The organism is Vaginisenegalia massiliensis (assembly GCF_900604935.1).
Taxonomy (GTDB): domain Bacteria; phylum Bacillota; class Bacilli; order Lactobacillales; family Aerococcaceae; genus Vaginisenegalia; species Vaginisenegalia massiliensis.
The window spans coordinates 1-18306 of sequence record NZ_UWPC01000010.1; the positions used below are offsets into that span (position 1 = coordinate 1).

Here is an 18306-nt window from a genome sequence, read left to right on the forward strand (position 1 = left end):
GTAAGACCTGTAGGCGTTTCGGGATAATTTCCCTCATGATACATCTCTACACATAATAATTTAAATTCATAACTATAGCGCACAAAATTACCCCCTTTACTGTGTCCAGTAAAGGGGGTACATATCAAAGTTTAGGCGAGACTGATGGGTCGTTTTTTTTCTTAGCGGTCGAAAGTAGGTAAAAAGATGGCCTTGCCAGAATTTGAAGAATATCTAACAAAAATTGATGATATCGACCAACGAGAATATCTAACAACAGTACTAACCTGGATTAAGAATAACTTTCCTCAACTAACCGGGGTAATCAAATGGAATCAACCAATGTTCACGGATCATGGGACCTATATAATTGGTTTTTCACTGGCCAAGCACCATATGAGTGTGGCACCGGAATTGAAGACTATGGCTCAATTTGCGGATCAAATCGCGCAAGCAGGCTATAGTTCTACTAAAGGCCTTTTTCGCATTCGTTATGACCAAGCCCTCGATTATGATCTCTTGGCTAAGCTAATTGAATATAATATTGAAGATAAAAAAGATTATGACAAATTTTGGCGTTAAAAAGGCCCTCAAGTCTACCGCATTATTGTGGCAAGGCTTGAGGGATTTTTTTGTATCGAGTTAGTTAATAAATGTGGATAGCACTTGGATGAAGCTAAACTTGCAAGCTTGGATTGGCCGATAGGAATTCCTCTAAGGCTAAGGCGCTAGCTTCCCAATCTTCTAAGGCTTGTTCCTGAGCAGCTTCGGCCTCAACAAGGGCTTGATGCAATTGCGCTAAATGCGATTGGTCATTGTCTTGGGATGCTTGTGCCATATCTAGATGAAGTTGAGCAATTTTTGCTTCTAAGTCCTCGTTGGCTTGGGTCGCTTGCTCTAAGGCTGTTTGTAATTTTCGCAAGTCTCGTTTTAAGGCTTTGCTTTCTTGGTAACTGATCTGGGCTTGACCTTGTTCAAGGGATGCTGTTGCTTGGTCAGAATTTAGGCTACTTGCTTGAGTTTGCTCGTTTTGTTCTGCTTTTTTAGCCAGATAATAATCGTAATCCCCTAGATAAAGAGTGGAACCTTGCGGTGTCATTTCCCAAATTTGCGTGGCAATCCGGTTGATAAAGTAGCGGTCATGAGAGACAAATAAGAGGGTACCGTCATAGTCTATGAGGGCATCTTCAAGAACTTCCTTAGAGTCAATATCCAAGTGGTTAGTGGGTTCGTCAAGGAGGAGGGTGTTATCATGATTGGCCGCTAATAAGGCTAGGGCTAACCGGGCTTTTTCGCCACCGGACAACATGGACACTTTCTTTTCGACCGTTTCACCCGAGAATAAAAAACTACCTAGGAGGGTGCGGATAACCCGTTCATCTGTGTTGTCATGAGCTCGCCATAGTGTCTCTAAGACGGTCGTGTTAGGGTCTAAGTGATTGACGTTTTGATCATAATAGCCAATCGTCACGTTGGCACCAAACTTATATTGCCCAGCTAAAGGGGTCAATTGGTGGAGCAGTGTTTTTAAGAGCGTCGTTTTACCAACCCCATTTGGACCAACAATTGCAATGGCTTCTTGACGTCGAAGGTCTAAGTTTAGGTTGTCAGCTAAGGGGGCAGGGGTGTCAGCGTAACCGATAGCTAAGCCTTCAACTTCCAGGACACGCTCGCCTGATTCTTTATCGGCGCTGAATTGGATGCGCGGAGCCCGAACATCTTGCTTAGGTCGGTCTAAGCGGACCATTTTTTCTAATTGTTTACGGCGACTTTGAGCCCGCTTGGTGGTTGAGGCGCGGGTAATATTTTTTTGGACGAAATCCTCAAGTTTAGCGATGGTTTCTTGTTGTTTGTCATAAAGCTTTTGTTCTTGTTCAAGGCGCAGAGCTTTTTCATCTATATAGTAAGAATAATTTCCTTTATAGCGATGCAAGGTTTGGTGGCGAAGCTCGATGACTTGGGTGGCTACCCGATCGAGGAAATAGCGATCGTGAGAGACGATTAAGAGGGCTCCGCGATAACTGGCAAGATAGTTTTCAAGCCAGGCTAGCATCTGCATGTCTAGGTGGTTGGTGGGTTCGTCAAGAATCAACAAGTCGTAGTCCATCAATAAGATTTGTGCCAAAGCTAATCGTGTTTTCTGACCACCAGACAGGGATTGGACGGGGCGGTCATAATCTTCCTCGTAGAAGCGGAAACCATGGAGAACGGTTCGGATTTCAGATTCAATGGCGTAAGCATTCTTTTGTTCCAGGCTAACTAAGAGTTGATCATAGTTAGCTAGGGCGGTCTGATAGTCAGCGGATTCAGGGTGCTCAGCTAATTCTGCGAGTTGATCGGCCGCTCGTTGAGCTTGATCGCGCAGAGCAAGTGTTTCTTGGAATACCGATAACATTTCTTCCCAGATGGTTCGGTCAGAATTAATCGCGACATGTTGTTCCAAGTAGCCTAGTTTAAGCCCTTTAGCTTTCGTGATGGTTCCAGAAGATAGGGGCTCTTGGCCAATCAGTTGTTTGATTAAGGTCGATTTACCCGTGCCGTTGCGCCCTACTAACGCGATACGATCTTGGTTTTGGATAGAGAATGAGACGTCCGCATATAGTGTTCGGTCAGCAAAGCGACGACTCACTTGGTTGGCTTGTAATAAAATCATGTTGCAAGCTCCTTTTTTAAATAATATCGGTCCTAGTATACCATATCCATTGGCTAAAAAGTGTCTATTCCTTTCGGGTAACAAGGTGTAACTTAAGTCCTTCTTCTTGTTGCAAAGTAGAATTGTCTAACTTATGCCAGCAGTGATTTAGAAAAGAATCGATTGAATATTTCCAATGAAGACTTAGCTTTTAATGAAGAAATGTACCAAGCAAGGAAAAGTAGTGCTGGAAATTTAATCGTAAAAGTTAAGAAATTTCCTAATTGTAAAGATAAATATTTCGATTATATCAAAGTGTTAACAAATATAGTAAAGACTTTTAAAAAATATTTAAGAGGATTATAATGAATTTATCAAAATTAGGAGGAAATCACCTTGAATAAAAAATCGACTTTAATGACCTCTATGACTCTAGCTGCTGGAATTTTAGCAGTTGCCAATGTTGAAGATGTTCAAGCAGCTAACGCACCCGCTTCAGTTACAACCGAAACGGCGACAACTCAAGCCACTAACCCTGTTCAAGCTCCAGTAACTTCACAAGAAGTAGCGACAGCTAAAGAGGCAGTTGATGCAGCTCAAGTTGCAGTAGACCAACAAACTAGTGTTGTTTCCGACGCCCAAGCGGCTGAAAAAACGGCTGATGCTCAGCTTGCTCAAGCAAATGACAATCTCTTAAATGCCAATAATAATTTAAAGATTGCTGAAACAGGTGGTATTTCGAATGCAGAAACGGCTGTTAATCAAGCTCAAGCAGAGTTAACAAGCGCACAAGAAGTAAGCAATGATAAATTAATTGTTGCAAATGTTCTAGAACAACAAGTCCAACAATATCAAAGTCTGGTTAATCAAGCTCAGAACCAAGTTGATGAGAAAGCTCAACAAGTTGCCCTTGCTCAAGCGGCAGTTGATGCAGCCCAAGCGGCTCTAGATGCCACTAATTCCGCCCAATTACAACAAGAATTAGAAGCGGCTAAAGCGAATTTACAAGCGGCTGATACAGCCTATATAGAAGCTCAAGCTGATTTAGTGGCTGCTCAAGCACACGACCAAGCCTTAAAAGATCAACAAGCTAAATTATTTGCGGATCTTAACCAAGCTCAAGCGGATTTAACTGCTGCTCAAACAACTCAAACAAACCAAACAAATCAGGTGAATAACAGCCAAACAGCCGTTGATGCAGCCGAAGCTGCTGTGGCTGCTGCAAACCAAACGGTAGCGGACATTACCGGTCAATTGACACCAGCTAATCCGGCATTAAGTAATTTGTGCTATCCAGAAGTGACAACTCCTGATGCCGGCAACGTGTTGGTTGCGGTCGAGGGAGAATTCTACAGCCCAGAAGTTGCGGCAATTCTAACCCGTCTGAATGAAATCCGAAAAGAAGCGTTTGATTTGGGGCTAGTTGATCGCTACGTTCCAATAAAATGTTCGAAAGAGTTAGAGAAGATGGCCATGACTCGGTCTGCGGAAAGTTCTTCAACTTTAAACCATGAGCGGTGGACAAACAAAGATATTTTTACTGTTGATGCGGGATCAAATATGGATGTCAATGGGGAAAATTTAGCTTGGAATAATAACCTAGATAGTTCTGCTTTTGTTGAAGCTATCGGTCAATGGTATGAAGAAAAAGAAAATTTAATTAGTAACAACGGAGGGGTGACCGGACATTATACTAGTATAATTAATCCAGATTATACCCATACGGGCTTAGGTGCTTTCCAAACAGTTGCTGATATTGGAGGTCAGGATTGGACCTGTATTACACAACTTTTTGCGATATCAGCAAATGCTGAAGATGAAGCCCCTGTAAGTGATTATGGACTTAAAAATCAAGTACTTGAAGCTGACCCTAGTAAATTAAACGACATTAAAATAAGTCCAACTAGTCTTGTGTTGGATAAAGGATCATCGTTGAACGTCCAAATGACGGGCAACTTTAATTATCAAGAACCTGGTTTTGTTTTGAACACACCATTTGTTTTCCTTTCTGGTATTAATTGGCAAGTGACTGATTCTAGTGTTGCTTCAATTGACTCGATAGGTAAATTGACTGGCTTGAAGGTGGGTAACACGACCGTTTCAGCTAACTTGAATGGCACTACTTATATGGCTGATATTAAAGTTGTCGATTTGGCCCAAGCAAAAGCAGAATTGCAAGCGAAACAAGCCCTCTTAATCGCTACACAGTCTACTTTGGCAACGGTTAAAGCTATGTTAGCCGAAACGTCGAAGCAAGTAGCAGAATTACAATCGCAAGTAAACACCTTACAAAACGAATATGATCAGGCTGTTTCGCAATCACTTATTGTTCCTACAGCACAAGCGAAAGTGAGTCAAGCATATGCGAATTTACAATTAGCAAATGAAAGCTATGATTTAGCCCAGATAGCATTTGATGAAATTCAGGTAGTTGCAGCAGAAAAATTACAAGTGCTTGAAGCGGCGCAAGCTGAACTAGCGTTTAAGAATCAAGACTTAACAAAAGCACAAGCCGATTTAACAGCTGCTCAAGCTGAATTGGACCAAGTGAAAGTTGAACAAATTAAAGCGCAAGAAGAATTGGCTAAATCCCAAGAAATTGTTAAACAAGCAGAAGCGAATTTAGCTGCTAAAAAACAAGCCCTTTTGGACTTAGAAAACGCGCCTGCTTTAGTTGAAAAAGCAAAAGCTGAACAAGAAGCCGCCTATAAGGCTTGGTTAGCGGCTAAGGATGAACTTGGCTTAGAAGAAGCAAAATTAAAAGATTTGGAATTAGTGTTAAAACAAGCACAGGATAAGTACCAACGTTTATTAGCTGCTTTCTTAGATCAACTAGCTAACAAGAAGCTAACCATTGAAAAAGAAGGTAAAATTGCTAAAGAAGTGCTCAATGATAAAGGGGAATTGGTTGACTATTTAGCCATTGCAAAACCGGATAAAAATATGAAACCAGTTGTGAAGCGTATAGAAGGCAAACCAATTGCTAAGAAATCAGCAGTTAAACCGGCTTCTAAAGATACGAGTCTGCCAGCGACTGGAGAGGATTTGACACATCCAATTTTTACACCCGCTGTCGTATCAATCTTATTAGGTCTAGGCATCAGCATAGTTGGTAATAAGAAAGGTATTGAAGAATAGGATTAATTGAACATTACCACCTTGCAAAAAGAGTATCCTCTACCAATTATTTCATTTTTGGTAGGGGATATTTTTATCGGATAAGTTCTGAGTATTTTAGAACAATAATCTTAGTCGATTAATTGATTGGATTCGTTAAGAATTTTTGTTTACAAGTTTAACTTTGTCTGGTCTAACTTAGACAAAAAATATTTCTAATGGCTAAATTATTAAAAAAAGGTAAAGATATCTATTTTGGTATCTCTATTAAGCTAAGTTCCAATTCGAACTTGTATATTTTTGGTGGACAAATTCTTGGGTTTGATGAGAAACAATCCTTAATTGTTCACAAGATTATCTGTCTATATTTTTGTAAAAAATATGATTGGAGCGCTAGTCTGTTGTTACAAGGGATGAAAGGGTTCACAAGACATAAATAAACAAAAAATGAACAAGTGATAGACAGGTTTTGCTATCCGCTTACAAAAATGAGAAAGATTTCTCATTTGTGATACTGAATATTTCGCCTTTCGAAAACGGTTGATATATCTGAATTTTTGTAGTGTCACCTCTAGTAATGTTTGTGAAAGGGTGATATAATTTCAGCTAGTGTTATTTAATTAATACATCATCATATAGAAAATTTGTGAAAGAGGGATCATGATGAAAGAAATTCCTAGAGCGACGGCACGCCGTTTGCCTATTTATCATCGCTATTTGCGTTTCTTACAAAATGCAGGTAAGAAGCGAATTTCTTCTACAGAGCTAAGCGATGCTGTAAAAGTCGATAGTGCGACTATTCGTCGTGACTTTTCTTACTTTGGAGCCTTGGGTAAACGAGGCTATGGATATGATGTAGATTATCTACTAGAATTCTTCGGCAAAACGCTCAATCAAGATCGTTTAACATCGGTTGGGTTAGTCGGAGTAGGTAATCTTGGTAACGCCTTGTTGAATTACAATTTCCGTAAGAACAATAATGTGCGTATTGGTGCTGCCTTTGATGTGAATCCAGAAATTGTTGGCACTATATTATCTGGGGTACCGGTGTATTCTATGGATGATTTGGAAGAGCAAATCGAAATCCAAGATATTGAAGTGGTTATCTTAACTGTTCCCCAAGAGACGGCCCAAGAGGTTGTTGATCGCTTGGTTAAGTGTGGAATCAAAGGAATATTGAATTTTACTCCGCTTCGTTTCGATGTACCTCGTTCGGTTCGGATTCAAAATGTTGATTTAACCAATGAATTGCAAACGTTGATTTATTTCATCGATTCTAATTTAGATGAAGGCGATGATTACCGCAATATGTATTAATTAAAATCTTTATGTTATTTTTTTCTATAACTCTATTGAAGAATTTGTTTTTTTGAAACAAATTTTTCAATAGAGTTTTTTTACTGTATCAAAAATTAATTAAATTCTATTTAGTGGCTTTATATAGGCTTTTATACCGAAGTGTTTACATTAAATTTACATAGTTCGAAGACCATCTTGTGTGTATTTACATGAAATATACAGTAAATTTATATTTAATTAATATTTGTTTTGTATACTTTTACCGTAAACAAACAGATAACAAAAGAAAAAACAAACTTTTGTTGGGGAGGTTAGGAATGTCAACAATACGGATTGAACATTTGTATAAAGAATATGCTAACGGCGCCCGAGCGGTGACGGATTTTAATTTAGAAATCAAAGATAAAGAATTTGTGGTATTAGTAGGTCCGTCAGGATGTGGCAAGTCGACGACCCTTCGTATGCTAGCGGGGCTAGAAGATATTACGACAGGTAACATCTACATCGATGATGCCTTGCAAAATAATCTACACCCTAAGGATCGTGATATAGCCATGGTTTTTCAAAACTACGCTTTGTATCCACATATGACGGTTAGAGAGAACATGGCATTCGGTTTAAAGATGAAGAAATTAATGTCAGAAAGCATTCAACAACGAGTTGAAGAAGTAGCAGCGACGATTGGATTGACAGCCTATCTGGACCGCTTACCTAAAGAGTTATCAGGGGGGCAGCGTCAACGGGTCGCTTTAGGGAGGGCGATCGTCCGCCAGGCCAAAGTCTTTTTAATGGATGAGCCCTTGTCTAATTTGGATGCCAAACTGAGAGGACAAACACGAGCTGAAATTATTCAGCTTAATCGAAATCTGGGTATCACGACCGTTTATGTGACCCATGACCAAGTTGAAGCTATGACCATGGCAGATCGTATCGTTATTATGAATCAAGGTCTGATTCAGCAAGTAGGGACACCAAGGGAATTGTACTTGAAACCGGCTAATAAATTCGTGGCTAGCTTTATGGGATCACCAGCTATGAATTTTATTGAAGGGGTCGTAACAGAACATGGTCTAGAGGTAGGCGATCAATTGATCCTCTTGCCAGATGCGATTCTTAAAGAATTAGAACAAAAGGGTTATCTCCTTAAAGGGGTTATCTTAGGCATCCGGCCAGAAAATATTCTTTATCAGGATCAAATCCCTCAAGGATATCAAAATTATCACTTCAAGGCTAAGAATCGTCTTGCTGAGATGCTGAGTGGGGAAACCTTATTGCATTTCAATATAGCGGATCAAGCTATGATTGCTAAGGTTTTTACAATAGATCCTTTTGTTTATGACCAAGAATTGAAGCTGTGTTTTGATTTTAATCAGATTCATTTCTTCGATCAGGATACGGAAAAAGCGATTCCTCTAGATTTAACCAGATTAGCTGATGGAGGTGATTCGCTTGCAAAGGCAACCGAGCTGGAGTCTTAAGGGATTAACCAAGTCAAGGGCAAAACATGAGCCATCAAAAACTTCGGATCCTAACTTTGTACCAAATAAGCCGAGCTTTAGATTGCAATGGCAACGTTATCGTGTTTTTTACTTGATGTTATTACCTGCACTGGTATTCTTTTTAATTTTTTCTTACTGGCCGATGACGGGAATTGTTTTGGCCTTTCGTAAATTCACCTTCACGTCTGGTATGTACGGCAAAATGTGGGTCGGTTTTGACTATTTTAATGATTTCTTTTCTGACCGCGAAGCTTTGACTTATGTGAAGAACACTTTAATGATTTCGCTGATCAAACTATTCGTTTACTTACCATTTCCAATTGCTTTGGCTTTGATTTTCAACGAGGTTCGCAAACCTAAATTAAGAAGTTTGTACCAAAGTATTTCCTACTTACCTTATTTTATTTCTTGGGTCGTAGTTGTCGGCATCATTAGTCGACTATTCGCCCCAGATACAGGTTTCATTAATGTCCTGATGAGGAATTTACATCTTTCGGATGGAACGACTTTTTGGATGATGGAAGACAAGTTTTTCTATCCAGCCATTTTTGGTTCGTATTTGTGGAAGAATATCGGTTGGGATTCCATTATTTACTTTGCGGCCATGATGGGGATTTCCCCTTCATTATATGAAGCGGCAGCGATTGATGGAGCTAATCGATGGAAGCAAACCCGTCATATTACTTTGCCGGGTATTCGTGGGACGATCATGATCCTTTTCATCTTATCTTTAGGGGGGATTTTGACAGCAGGTTTTGATCAAGTCTATCTGATGCAAAATCCAGGAAATTATGCTGTTTCTGAAACGATTGATACGTATATCGTTAAGACAGGGCTTGAACAAGCCAAGTACGGGCCAGCCACGGCCGTTGGTCTGATGCAAGGATTAGTTGGTCTGGTTTTGACTGTTACAGTTAACAAACTTGCTGATAAATATGGAGATAATGCCGTTTGGTAAAACTCAAAACAAAAAAGGAGAAATAGAAATGAAATCAATCTTAAAAAAAGGTTTACAATGTGCGACCGCTGCTCTACTGATGATGACGAGTGGTCTTCCATTAGTTCAAGCGGAGCAAAAACCAGATACTTATATTGCTGATCGTGAGATTAAAGGATTGATCTTCCAATCAGCGGGCGATGCTGGTGTGGATACCATGTCACCTGAAATCGCAGCCTACATCAAGAAGCGTACGGGGATTACTTTGAAATTAGAGACTGTTACGTCAGAAGATTCAACCGAAGCATTAGCCGCTGGTTTAGCTGCCGGTGATATGCCAGATTTTATTGCTTTCTATTTGAACCACTCGGGTCGACCAGAATTCCCTTTATTATTACAAGCGTCTAATGAAGGTATGTTTCATGATATCGCTCCTTATCTTAAGAAGACAAAAACTTACGGTAAATATTATGAAAAAGGTTACCTACCAAAAGATACCCGGGACAATATTATGATGCGCAAAGATCAAGATGGAGCTACTTATCTGGTTCATATGGCTATTAATCAGAAAGCAGCTGATGCAGGCAGTAAAGAAATCGGTGGACCTTATATTCGTAAAGATATTGCTGATAAATTAGGCATTAATCCACAAGAGATCAACACATCAAAACAAGTCAAAGAATTAGTAGAAAAAATTGCTAAGGGTGGTTTTAAAGATGGTAACGGTAACCCGGTTGTGCCATTGGGCCCAACTGTTTGGGGAGGATCTGATCGTCCATTTATCTATAATGATTTAGTTTGGCAAGGGGCTGGTGGTGAGAAATTCTGGAAAGATGGCAAAAAAGTAAAACATGAGTCCATGACAGAATTTGGTGAAAAACGAGTAGCTTTTGTCCGTGAATTATTAGCTAAAAAGTTAATGCATCCTGAATACTATACTATGGAAGAAACACGTGCTCAAGAAGGTGTGACTAACGGATCGTTTGCGATTGTGTCAGACATCCATAATTACCGTCCAGAAATTGGCGACCTTAAATATGTCCCGTTAGGGCCAATCAATCGTGTAGATGGTAAGAATAACATGGTTAAACCATACAAATCAGGTTATGCAGGTTGGGCTGTGCCAGCGACAACTAAGAATCCAGAAGAAGTGGTGAAGTTTGCTGATTGGTTAGCAGGACCAGAAGGGAAACTGTTGTACTTCTATGGTTTAGAGGGCAAACACTATACCTTAGATAAAGATGGTAAACCCGTTCCAAATAAAGATTTAGTTAAATTACAGGAAGAAAACCCAGATAAAGCGATTAAAGAAGGTTTCCGTGGTGTCCGTGCTTTCTGGGGTGAGCACTTAGGCTTTACTGATATGAATAACGTTGATCAATTTGGCGAAGCAGCTTGGGGAGACAAAGTAAGAAATAGCGAAACGACAGCTGCACAAAAAATTATTGAGATGTGGGATTATGACAAACGCTATGCAGAAAAAGAAGTCATTGACGGCTTGTATCCACGGGCATATCTGTATGAGTTTGAAGGCGAAGACGGCAAGCTAAATGCAGCCCTCGATGCCTGGGATGAAAGTCTAGTCAAAGCGTATTATGCAAAATCAGATGATGAAGCGAAGAAAATTTTAGATGCCGCTCGCAAAGATTTAAAAGCAGCGAAAATTGAAGATTACTGCAAATTCTTAGAAAAGAAAGAAGCTAAAGGAGAAGTAATCTTCTACTAATTAAGAAGAATTTAGGCAGAGACTAGCTTGACTAGTCTCTCATCTTTTAGGAGGAAGAAAATGTCTGAAACAATGCAAACCAATCGAGGGGTAAGGATCGCATTTCATCTAGTACTCATCGTGATTTGTTTGTTAATTATCCTGCCGTTTTTGCATATTTTGGCTTTGGCGTTCAATTCAGGTAAAGATGCTGCTACAGGGGGTATCTGGTTTTGGCCACGGGCCTGGTCGCTAGGGAATTTTGCCGAAGTATTTAAACAACATAACTTATTAACTGGCTTAGGAATATCCTTGTTTAGAACCATTTTGGGGACGGTCCTCGGCGTATTTTTGATGTGTATGTGTGCTTGGGCCTTAAGTATTCCTGGTTTACCTTTTTCGGGGCCCATAACCTTCTTTATTTTCTTTACCTTATTATTTTCTGGGGGGACGATTCCTTACTATTTGGTCTTAAGTGAGCTGAAATTAACCAATTCTATTTGGGTCTATGTGCTCCCTAATCTATATTCGGTGACCAATATTTTGCTCTTACGTTCGTCCTTTAAACAGTTACCTATGTCAATTATTGAGGCTGCCCGAATTGATGGCATGGGGGAATTCAAGATTTTCACGAATATTGTCTTACCTATGTCTAAACCGACGATTGCGACCGTTTCTTTATTCACTGCTGTCGGTCATTGGAATGATTGGTTCGCGGGATCTTTCTACGTACGTAAAGCTGAGTTGAAACCCTTAGCGACGATTCTGCAAGAGATGTTGACTCGACAAGCCAATTTAGCTGATGTCCTCTTGAAAGCAGGGTCGGGCTCAGCTGCTTATCAACAACTTGATGCGGTTGAATTAACGGGACAGTCTTTACAAATGGCTACTATTATCGTCGTTATTTTACCGATTGTCATTCTGTATCCTTTTATCCAGAAGTACTTTGTCAAAGGGATTACGATTGGTTCGGTTAAGGAATAATCCTAGCCGTTAGGATGAGAGAAGATGGACAAGTAAAGGAGGAGAGCTAGGGTGACTTTACGTTATCGAGCAGATGGAACATTTAAAATTATTCAATTTACGGATACACATATTGGGAACATGCCTTTTCATGAGGATGACCACCGGACCTTTGCTTTAATCGAAGCCGCTTTGAAACGGTTTGATGTAGACCTTATTGTACACACAGGCGACCTCATTTGGTCGCAAGGAGTCAAAGATGCAGATCAAGTTTTTGCTAAAACCTTAGCCAAATTCGATCAATTTAAGCAGCCGATGGCCATTACCTTTGGTAATCATGACAGTGAAGAATTGGTTAGCCGGTCGGATTTACGGCGGATATTTGATCAACAGGTGGCGCGTAGAGCTGACAAAAAACACTCGCTGATTCATGACGATCGAGAAGCTTATGTAGTTGAAATCATGAATCATGAGGGGACACAAGTTGAAAACGTCCTTTACTTCTTGGATTCAGGAGCGGATGCCCCCTTACCGATTGGGACCTATGACTGGAATCAACCGGAACAAGTTGAGTGGTTTAACAAGGTATCCCGCCTCTATCGTCGAGGTGATCAAGTGAAACGCAACTTAGTCTTTCAACATATTCCTGTTCCTGAATATTGGCAAGCGGCCAATCATATCGTGTCAGGGGTTAATCTAGAGACGAATGAGGCTATTTCAGCTCCGCACCTTAATACAGGATTATTTGCCAATATGGTCTTAGATGGGGAAACGTGGGGGATGTTTGTTGGTCACGATCATGAGAATGACTTCGACGGCCTTTGTCATGGCTTGCATTTGGTCTATGGGAATATCTCAGGTTATCAAGCATATGGTTGCTTAGAGCGAGGGGTTCGGATTATCGAATTGAATCAAAAACAGTCGTCAGTTAAAACATATACGGTGAAAGTGAATGAATTTGATCAAGCCTAAGTTGCCGAAAGCTTACTTCCCCTTGCTGTGGCCATTGTTAATTGAACAAGTTTTTATGATGATTATTGGTAATGTCAATGTTTATATCTATTCGCTTTATAGCGATCAAATCGTGGCTTCAATTGGGATTGCTGATCAAGTAACTTCGGTAGGAACAATGGCCATGGGCATTGTCAGTTTAGGCTCTACCATTCTTTTTCTGCAGAATGCAGAATCTTCGCGGCTCTCCTATTTCCAAGCAGTTGCCCGTCAGACGATGTGGTTGAATGTGGCTTTGGCTGTACTGATTAGTCTGAGCACCTTTATGTTTGGCGGTTATTTTATGGAATGGATGCAGACGCCGAATGAAATTCGGGGATTTGCCATTCGCTATTTGCAAATTGTGAGTTTCAGCCTTTTATTTCAAGGATTATCCACTTCAATTGGCGCCATATTAAGGGCGCATGGGTTATCCAAACAGTCTATGCAACTATCGATTCTGAATACGGTTATCGTCATTATGGGGAATGTTTTAGTGGTCTTTTTACCCATTAAGGATCTATCGCAACGAGTGATCGTTATTTCTTGGATGACGGTCTTGACTCGCTTGGTGGGAACCCTCTTCAGTGCTCGAGTCCTCAGGAAACAATTGACAAATATCTGGCAAGGTTTAGGTCAGTTTAAGCGGTCAGATCTCCAAGTTGGGCGCAAATTATTAGCCTTAGGTATTCCGTCAGGGATGGAAAATGTATCCTACAATTTCTCACAAACCGTCATTACAGCTATTATCGCTTCTTTGGGAACAGTAGAGGTCAGTGCGCGCATCTATGTTCAGACGATCACGGCGCTCGTATTTACTCTGTCCGTTGCAGCTGGTCAAGCCGGTCAAGTGATGGTGGGGAATTATTTTCGTGCCAAGCGCTGGTCTGAATTACAAGCTTTTAGCTTGGAAAATACCCGTCTATTTATGGGGATTGGCGTAGCTATTAATCTCCTTTTAGCGATTTGTGGGACCCATATTATGACGATTTTTACGGATAATTCGGCCATTATCCAGTTAGGAACGCACCTGTTATGGTTGAATGTATTCTACGATCCGTGTCGTGTAGGAAATGAGATTATGATTGCTTCGTTGAATGTTTTAGGAGAAGTCCGCTTCCCAGTAAAAATGGGGATATTAATGACTTACATCTTTACCGTCCCGGTTTGTTATTTGGTCGGCAAAGTTCTTCAACTTGATTTAACGCTAATTTGGTTAGTCTTTATTACAGATGAAGCGATTCGTTTGACATTGTTTATTCGACGCTGGATAAGTCTAACAAAAGAAAAAGGAATGATAAGATGACGAGTGGAGAAAGTACTTTACAAAAGGCGGTTCGTTACTTGTATCTATTTATGCTTAGCCATCTAGCTATCGTGTTGAATTTTATGATCGGCTGTGGGCTGTTTTTTAGTTTAACAGGCTGGATGGTAGTCTTTGATATCTTTGCTCAAGTTAAAGATACCACAGATGTAATCCGCTTGAAGGAAATATCTCTTTTGAAAAACAAAACATGGCTTTATGGTCGGCGCTTCTATAAAGTAAGCTTGGCATGGTCGCTTGCTTTGTTGGCCTTAGGCTTCAGCTTTATGTATTTTATGACGAGTGGACAGTGGTGGGCTTTTGGCTGTGCGTTACTCTCTTTGATTTCTATCGCTGTTTTAGCCATGACTGGTTTAATTTTCGCTTATTTAGTTGTCCATTTTCCTAACCATTCAATTAAGGATTGGGGACAAAACGCCTTGGCCTATACGCTAGTCAAAGCACGTGAATTAATCTTATTATCAGGCTGTTTAATAGGGTTGCTATTTGCTTTGGCAAAGATTCATTTGGCCGTCCTCTTCTTATTAGGGTTTGGTATAATAGGGATGACTTATCATATTGGTTTTACCTATTTGATAAAAGAGCAAGTTAGTCTCTTTTCTAAACATGCTGATTGGCGTTACTAGGCTAGTATAGAGATACTATAGGATTAGAGGTTAGAAGTATGAACAAGGATCAAAGACAAGAAACAATTAAAGATTTGGTGAAAGAAACGGGAAAAATTTCCGTTAATGATCTGGCGAATCGGCTAGCGGTTACGCCTGAGACGATTCGGCGAGATTTGGATGAATTGGAGCAAGTCAATGAAATCACCCGAATTCATGGTGCGGCCATTCCTTATTCGCCCTCTGAAGTTGAGATGGCCTTTAATAAGAAAATGGTAGTTAACCAACAAGCTAAAAAAGATATTGCTCGACAAGCGGCTATGATGATTAAAAGTGGCGATACGGTGGCGGTAGATATCGGTACAACGACTATGCATATTGGTAATTATGTTGATCGTTTGACAGGAGTGACGGTGATTACTAATTCTCTTGCGGCAGCCCAAACTTTTAACAATGCGATTGAAGAAGGGCGAATGGCTGGACAAGTGATTGTTTTGCCAGGGGTGACTAACCCTATGCAAGCCTCGATAAAAGGCTCATATACGATTAACTTTCTTAAGAAATTTCATTTTGATAAGACGTTTATTTCGTGTGGAGGTTTGTTGGAACAAGCTGTATATGACTTTGATATGGAAGAGTCTTTGGTGTCGAGTACTATGATAGAATGTAGTGATGAAGCAATTCTCTTAGTTGATAAGAGTAAACTTCATCAACGAACCCTGTTTGAAGTGGCGGGCATGAATCAGGTAAATGCCGTCATTTGTGACGCGGACTGTCCTGATGGATGGCGGACTTATGGCTATAGTTGGTACCGGGTCTGATGAAAAAATAAAATTAATAGACGAATTTGAATAATAAACCGTTTAGTTATATCAGAAGGATGAGAATGGTGCTACTGTCCGATGAACTAACTAGACGGTTTTCTTTTTTATTAGCTAGTCTAGTTAGGGTAACTGAAAGTAAGAGAATCATAAAGGCGATTGAAAAAATTAAATTTACAAGCAGAAAAACTTGCATTTTTGCTTTGAATCAACTAATATTAAAAATGGAATTAGCACTCTAACTTATAGAGTGCTAAAATAACTAAAATTGAAAGTTTCAAGGAGGAAAATTCAATGCTTAAACCGATTGGAGAACGTGTTGTTGTCGAAGTTGAAGTGAAAGAAGCTGTTACAGCTGGAGGTTTAGTGTTACCTTCTTCAGCTAAAGAAGAACAACAAACTGGAAAAATCATGGCGATTGGTTCTGGGGTTAAAGAAGATGTTAAAGTGGGGGATACTGTAGTATTCCGTTCATTTGCCGGTTCACGTGTTGAATACGACGGAAAAGAATACTTAATTGCGGATATCGAAGATATCATGGCGATTATTGACTAATTATCTCGCAACTATGACTAAATTTTAAGGAGTGAATTATTTATGGCAAAAGAATTGAAATTCTCTGAAGACGCGCGTGCCTCATTACTTCGTGGTGTGGATATTTTAGCAAATACGGTTAAGACGACCTTAGGACCAAAAGGTCGTAATGTTGTCCTTGATAAGACCTATGGCTCACCACTTATCACCAATGATGGGGTGACCATTGCACGTGAAATCGAATTAGAAGATCGTTTCGAAAATATGGGAGCTCAATTAGTTCTTGAAGTGGCGTCTAAAACCAATGATATCGCTGGTGATGGAACGACGACTGCGACTGTATTAACTCAAGCTATCGCCCGTGAAGGGATGAAGAATGTTACAGCTGGTGCCAACCCAGTCGGCATCCGTCGTGGTATTGACATGGCGACTAAAGTGGCTGTAGAAGCCTTGAAAGAAATTTCAATGCCAGTCTCATCTAAAGAATCAATTGCCCAAGTTGCAGCGGTATCTTCTGGCGATCAAGAAATTGGTGATTTAATTGCCGATGCAATGGAACGGGTTGGTAAAGATGGTGTCATTACCATTGAAGAATCAAAATCAATTGAAACAGAATTATCAGTAGTAGAAGGTATGCAATTCGATCGCGGTTACCTTTCTCAATACATGGTAACGGATAACGAAAAAATGATTGCAGATTTAGAAAATCCACTTGTGTTCATTACTGATCGCAAGATTACCAATATTCAAGATGTGTTACCATTATTGGAAAACGTGATGCAATCAGGTCGCCCACTCTTAATTATTGCTGAAGATATTGATGGCGAAGCTTTACCTACGCTTGTCTTAAATAAATTACGCGGTACGTTAAATGTGGTAGCTGTTAAAGCGCCAGGATTTGGTGACCGTCGCAAAGCAATGCTAGAAGATATTGCAGTCTTAACTGGTGCAACGGTAATCTCTGAAGAATTAGGTTTTGAATTGAAAGATGCAAGCCCTGAACACTTAGGTCGTGCAGGTAAAGTCAATGTAACCAAAGATTCGACGACTATCGTAGAAGGTGCGGGCGACAAACAACAAATTGCCAACCGTATCGCTATTATCCGCGCGCAAGCAGAAGAAACCACTTCAAGCTTCGATAAAGAAAAATTACAAGAACGTTTAGCGAAATTGTCTGGTGGTGTAGCAGTCATCAAAGTTGGTGCGGCGACTGAAACGGAACAAAAAGAACGTAAATTACGCATTGAAGACGCCTTGAATGCGACACGCGCAGCGGTAGAAGAAGGTATCGTTGCTGGCGGTGGAACAGCTTTAATCAATGTTCAAGAAAAAGTAAGCTCAATTGAAGCTCAAGGTGATGAAGCTACCGGTGTTCGCATCGTTGCTCGTGCTTTGGAAGAACCTGTTCGCCAAATTGCTGAAAATGCAGGTAAAGAAGGATCTGTCATTGTCGATACTCTTCGCCGTTCTGAAAAAGGTGTGGGTTATAACGCAGCAACCGATACATTCGAAAATATGATCGAATCGGGAATCGTTGATCCAACTAAAGTAACACGTTCAGCTCTTCAAAATGCTGCTTCTGTAGCGGCACTTCTATTGACGACCGAAGCGGTTGTGGCAGAATTACCTAAAGAAGGTCCTGAAATGCCTCCAATGGGCGGCATGCCAGGAATGATGTAATCCTGAACACGCTGAAATAACTAGATATCATATTAGACTAAAAGGCCTACCAATCTTATTTAAAGGTTGGGTAGGCCTTTTTGTGTGGGATGAGCACCCATCTTAAAGCGATTGGGTATGAAGCAAATAAGTTTACGTCCTATACTTTGCATTCTCGGTGCCGAACTAGCCTAAAATGGGATAGTATGCTATAGTAAATTTGATTTTTTATGGATATAAAG

General features: G+C 40.3%; 14 protein-coding genes. 13 read left to right on the plus strand and 1 reads right to left on the minus strand.

Annotated features, from left to right (window positions below; all coding sequences use genetic code 11):
• The first annotated feature begins 186 nt into the window (after positions 1-186).
• Positions 187-561, plus strand: a complete 375-nt coding sequence (locus EIH20_RS06955; protein WP_241152406.1) for an iron chaperone — start codon at positions 187-189, stop codon at positions 559-561.
• 94 nt (positions 562-655) lie between these two features.
• On the opposite strand, the gene EIH20_RS06960 is transcribed toward EIH20_RS06955, so the two are convergent.
• Positions 656-2632, minus strand: coding sequence for an ABC-F family ATP-binding cassette domain-containing protein (locus EIH20_RS06960; protein WP_124059104.1), 1977 nt, complete (start codon positions 2630-2632; stop codon positions 656-658).
• A 375-nt stretch (positions 2633-3007) separates the two neighbouring features.
• On the opposite strand from EIH20_RS06960, the gene EIH20_RS06965 reads away from it, so the two are divergent.
• The 12 genes from EIH20_RS06965 (at position 3008) to groL (ending at position 18085) form a co-directional block, all read left to right on the plus strand.
• Positions 3008-5749, plus strand: coding sequence for a CAP domain-containing protein (locus tag EIH20_RS06965; protein WP_124059106.1), 2742 nt, complete (start codon positions 3008-3010; stop codon positions 5747-5749).
• A gap of 639 nt (positions 5750-6388) precedes the next feature.
• The gene (locus EIH20_RS06970; protein WP_124059108.1) at positions 6389-7045 is read left to right on the plus strand and encodes a redox-sensing transcriptional repressor Rex; all 657 of its coding nucleotides are present in this window, start codon (positions 6389-6391) and stop codon (positions 7043-7045) included.
• A gap of 299 nt (positions 7046-7344) precedes the next feature.
• Positions 7345-8505 carry an ABC transporter ATP-binding protein gene (locus tag EIH20_RS06975; protein ID WP_124059110.1) on the plus strand — a complete coding sequence of 387 codons (1161 nt, stop codon included), beginning with the start codon at positions 7345-7347 and terminating at the stop codon, positions 8503-8505.
• An 82-nt stretch (positions 8506-8587) separates the two neighbouring features.
• Entirely contained in the window at positions 8588-9484 is an 897-nt protein-coding gene (locus EIH20_RS06980) for an ABC transporter permease (RefSeq protein WP_241152407.1), read from the plus strand.
• 28 nt (positions 9485-9512) lie between these two features.
• On the plus strand, positions 9513-11189 hold the full coding sequence (locus EIH20_RS06985; RefSeq protein ID WP_241152408.1) for an extracellular solute-binding protein: 1677 nt from the start codon (positions 9513-9515) through the stop codon (positions 11187-11189).
• A gap of 60 nt (positions 11190-11249) precedes the next feature.
• Positions 11250-12152, plus strand: a complete 903-nt coding sequence (locus tag EIH20_RS06990) for a carbohydrate ABC transporter permease (protein ID WP_124059115.1) — start codon at positions 11250-11252, stop codon at positions 12150-12152.
• Between the two features lie 51 nt (positions 12153-12203).
• Positions 12204-13103 (plus strand): metallophosphoesterase family protein, encoded by a 900-nt coding sequence (locus tag EIH20_RS06995; protein ID WP_124059117.1) that lies wholly within the window; start codon positions 12204-12206, stop codon positions 13101-13103.
• Positions 13084-14427 (plus strand): MATE family efflux transporter, encoded by a 1344-nt coding sequence (locus EIH20_RS07000; RefSeq protein WP_124059119.1) that lies wholly within the window; start codon positions 13084-13086, stop codon positions 14425-14427. The genes EIH20_RS06995 and EIH20_RS07000 overlap by 20 nt, the downstream gene beginning before the upstream one ends.
• Complete coding sequence (locus EIH20_RS07005; RefSeq protein WP_124059121.1) at positions 14424-15071, plus strand: hypothetical protein; 648 nt, start codon at positions 14424-14426, stop codon at positions 15069-15071. The genes EIH20_RS07000 and EIH20_RS07005 overlap by 4 nt, the downstream gene beginning before the upstream one ends.
• A 38-nt stretch (positions 15072-15109) precedes the next feature.
• Complete coding sequence (locus tag EIH20_RS07010; RefSeq protein ID WP_124059123.1) at positions 15110-15871, plus strand: DeoR/GlpR family DNA-binding transcription regulator; 762 nt, start codon at positions 15110-15112, stop codon at positions 15869-15871.
• A gap of 294 nt (positions 15872-16165) precedes the next feature.
• Positions 16166-16426 (plus strand): co-chaperone GroES, encoded by a 261-nt coding sequence (locus EIH20_RS07015; protein WP_124059125.1) that lies wholly within the window; start codon positions 16166-16168, stop codon positions 16424-16426.
• A gap of 42 nt (positions 16427-16468) precedes the next feature.
• Complete coding sequence (groL, locus tag EIH20_RS07020; RefSeq protein ID WP_124059127.1) at positions 16469-18085, plus strand: chaperonin GroEL; 1617 nt, start codon at positions 16469-16471, stop codon at positions 18083-18085.
• Positions 18086-18306 lie beyond the last annotated feature (221 nt).

What these genes read in the sequence shown, in the direction of transcription:
- EIH20_RS06955 (WP_241152406.1), top strand. Translation starts at nt 187, where the DNA reads ATGGCCTTGCCAGAATTTGAAGAATATCTAACAAAAATTGATGATATC.
- EIH20_RS06960 (WP_124059104.1), bottom strand. Translation starts at nt 2,632, where the DNA reads ATGATTTTATTACAAGCCAACCAAGTGAGTCGTCGCTTTGCTGACCGA.
- EIH20_RS06970 (WP_124059108.1), top strand. Translation starts at nt 6,389, where the DNA reads ATGATGAAAGAAATTCCTAGAGCGACGGCACGCCGTTTGCCTATTTAT.
- EIH20_RS06975 (WP_124059110.1), top strand. Translation starts at nt 7,345, where the DNA reads ATGTCAACAATACGGATTGAACATTTGTATAAAGAATATGCTAACGGC.
- EIH20_RS06985 (WP_241152408.1), top strand. Translation starts at nt 9,513, where the DNA reads ATGAAATCAATCTTAAAAAAAGGTTTACAATGTGCGACCGCTGCTCTA.
- EIH20_RS06990 (WP_124059115.1), top strand. Translation starts at nt 11,250, where the DNA reads ATGTCTGAAACAATGCAAACCAATCGAGGGGTAAGGATCGCATTTCAT.
- EIH20_RS07000 (WP_124059119.1), top strand. Translation starts at nt 13,084, where the DNA reads ATGAATTTGATCAAGCCTAAGTTGCCGAAAGCTTACTTCCCCTTGCTG.
- EIH20_RS07005 (WP_124059121.1), top strand. Translation starts at nt 14,424, where the DNA reads ATGACGAGTGGAGAAAGTACTTTACAAAAGGCGGTTCGTTACTTGTAT.
- EIH20_RS07010 (WP_124059123.1), top strand. Translation starts at nt 15,110, where the DNA reads ATGAACAAGGATCAAAGACAAGAAACAATTAAAGATTTGGTGAAAGAA.
- EIH20_RS07015 (WP_124059125.1), top strand. Translation starts at nt 16,166, where the DNA reads ATGCTTAAACCGATTGGAGAACGTGTTGTTGTCGAAGTTGAAGTGAAA.
- groL (WP_124059127.1), top strand. Translation starts at nt 16,469, where the DNA reads ATGGCAAAAGAATTGAAATTCTCTGAAGACGCGCGTGCCTCATTACTT.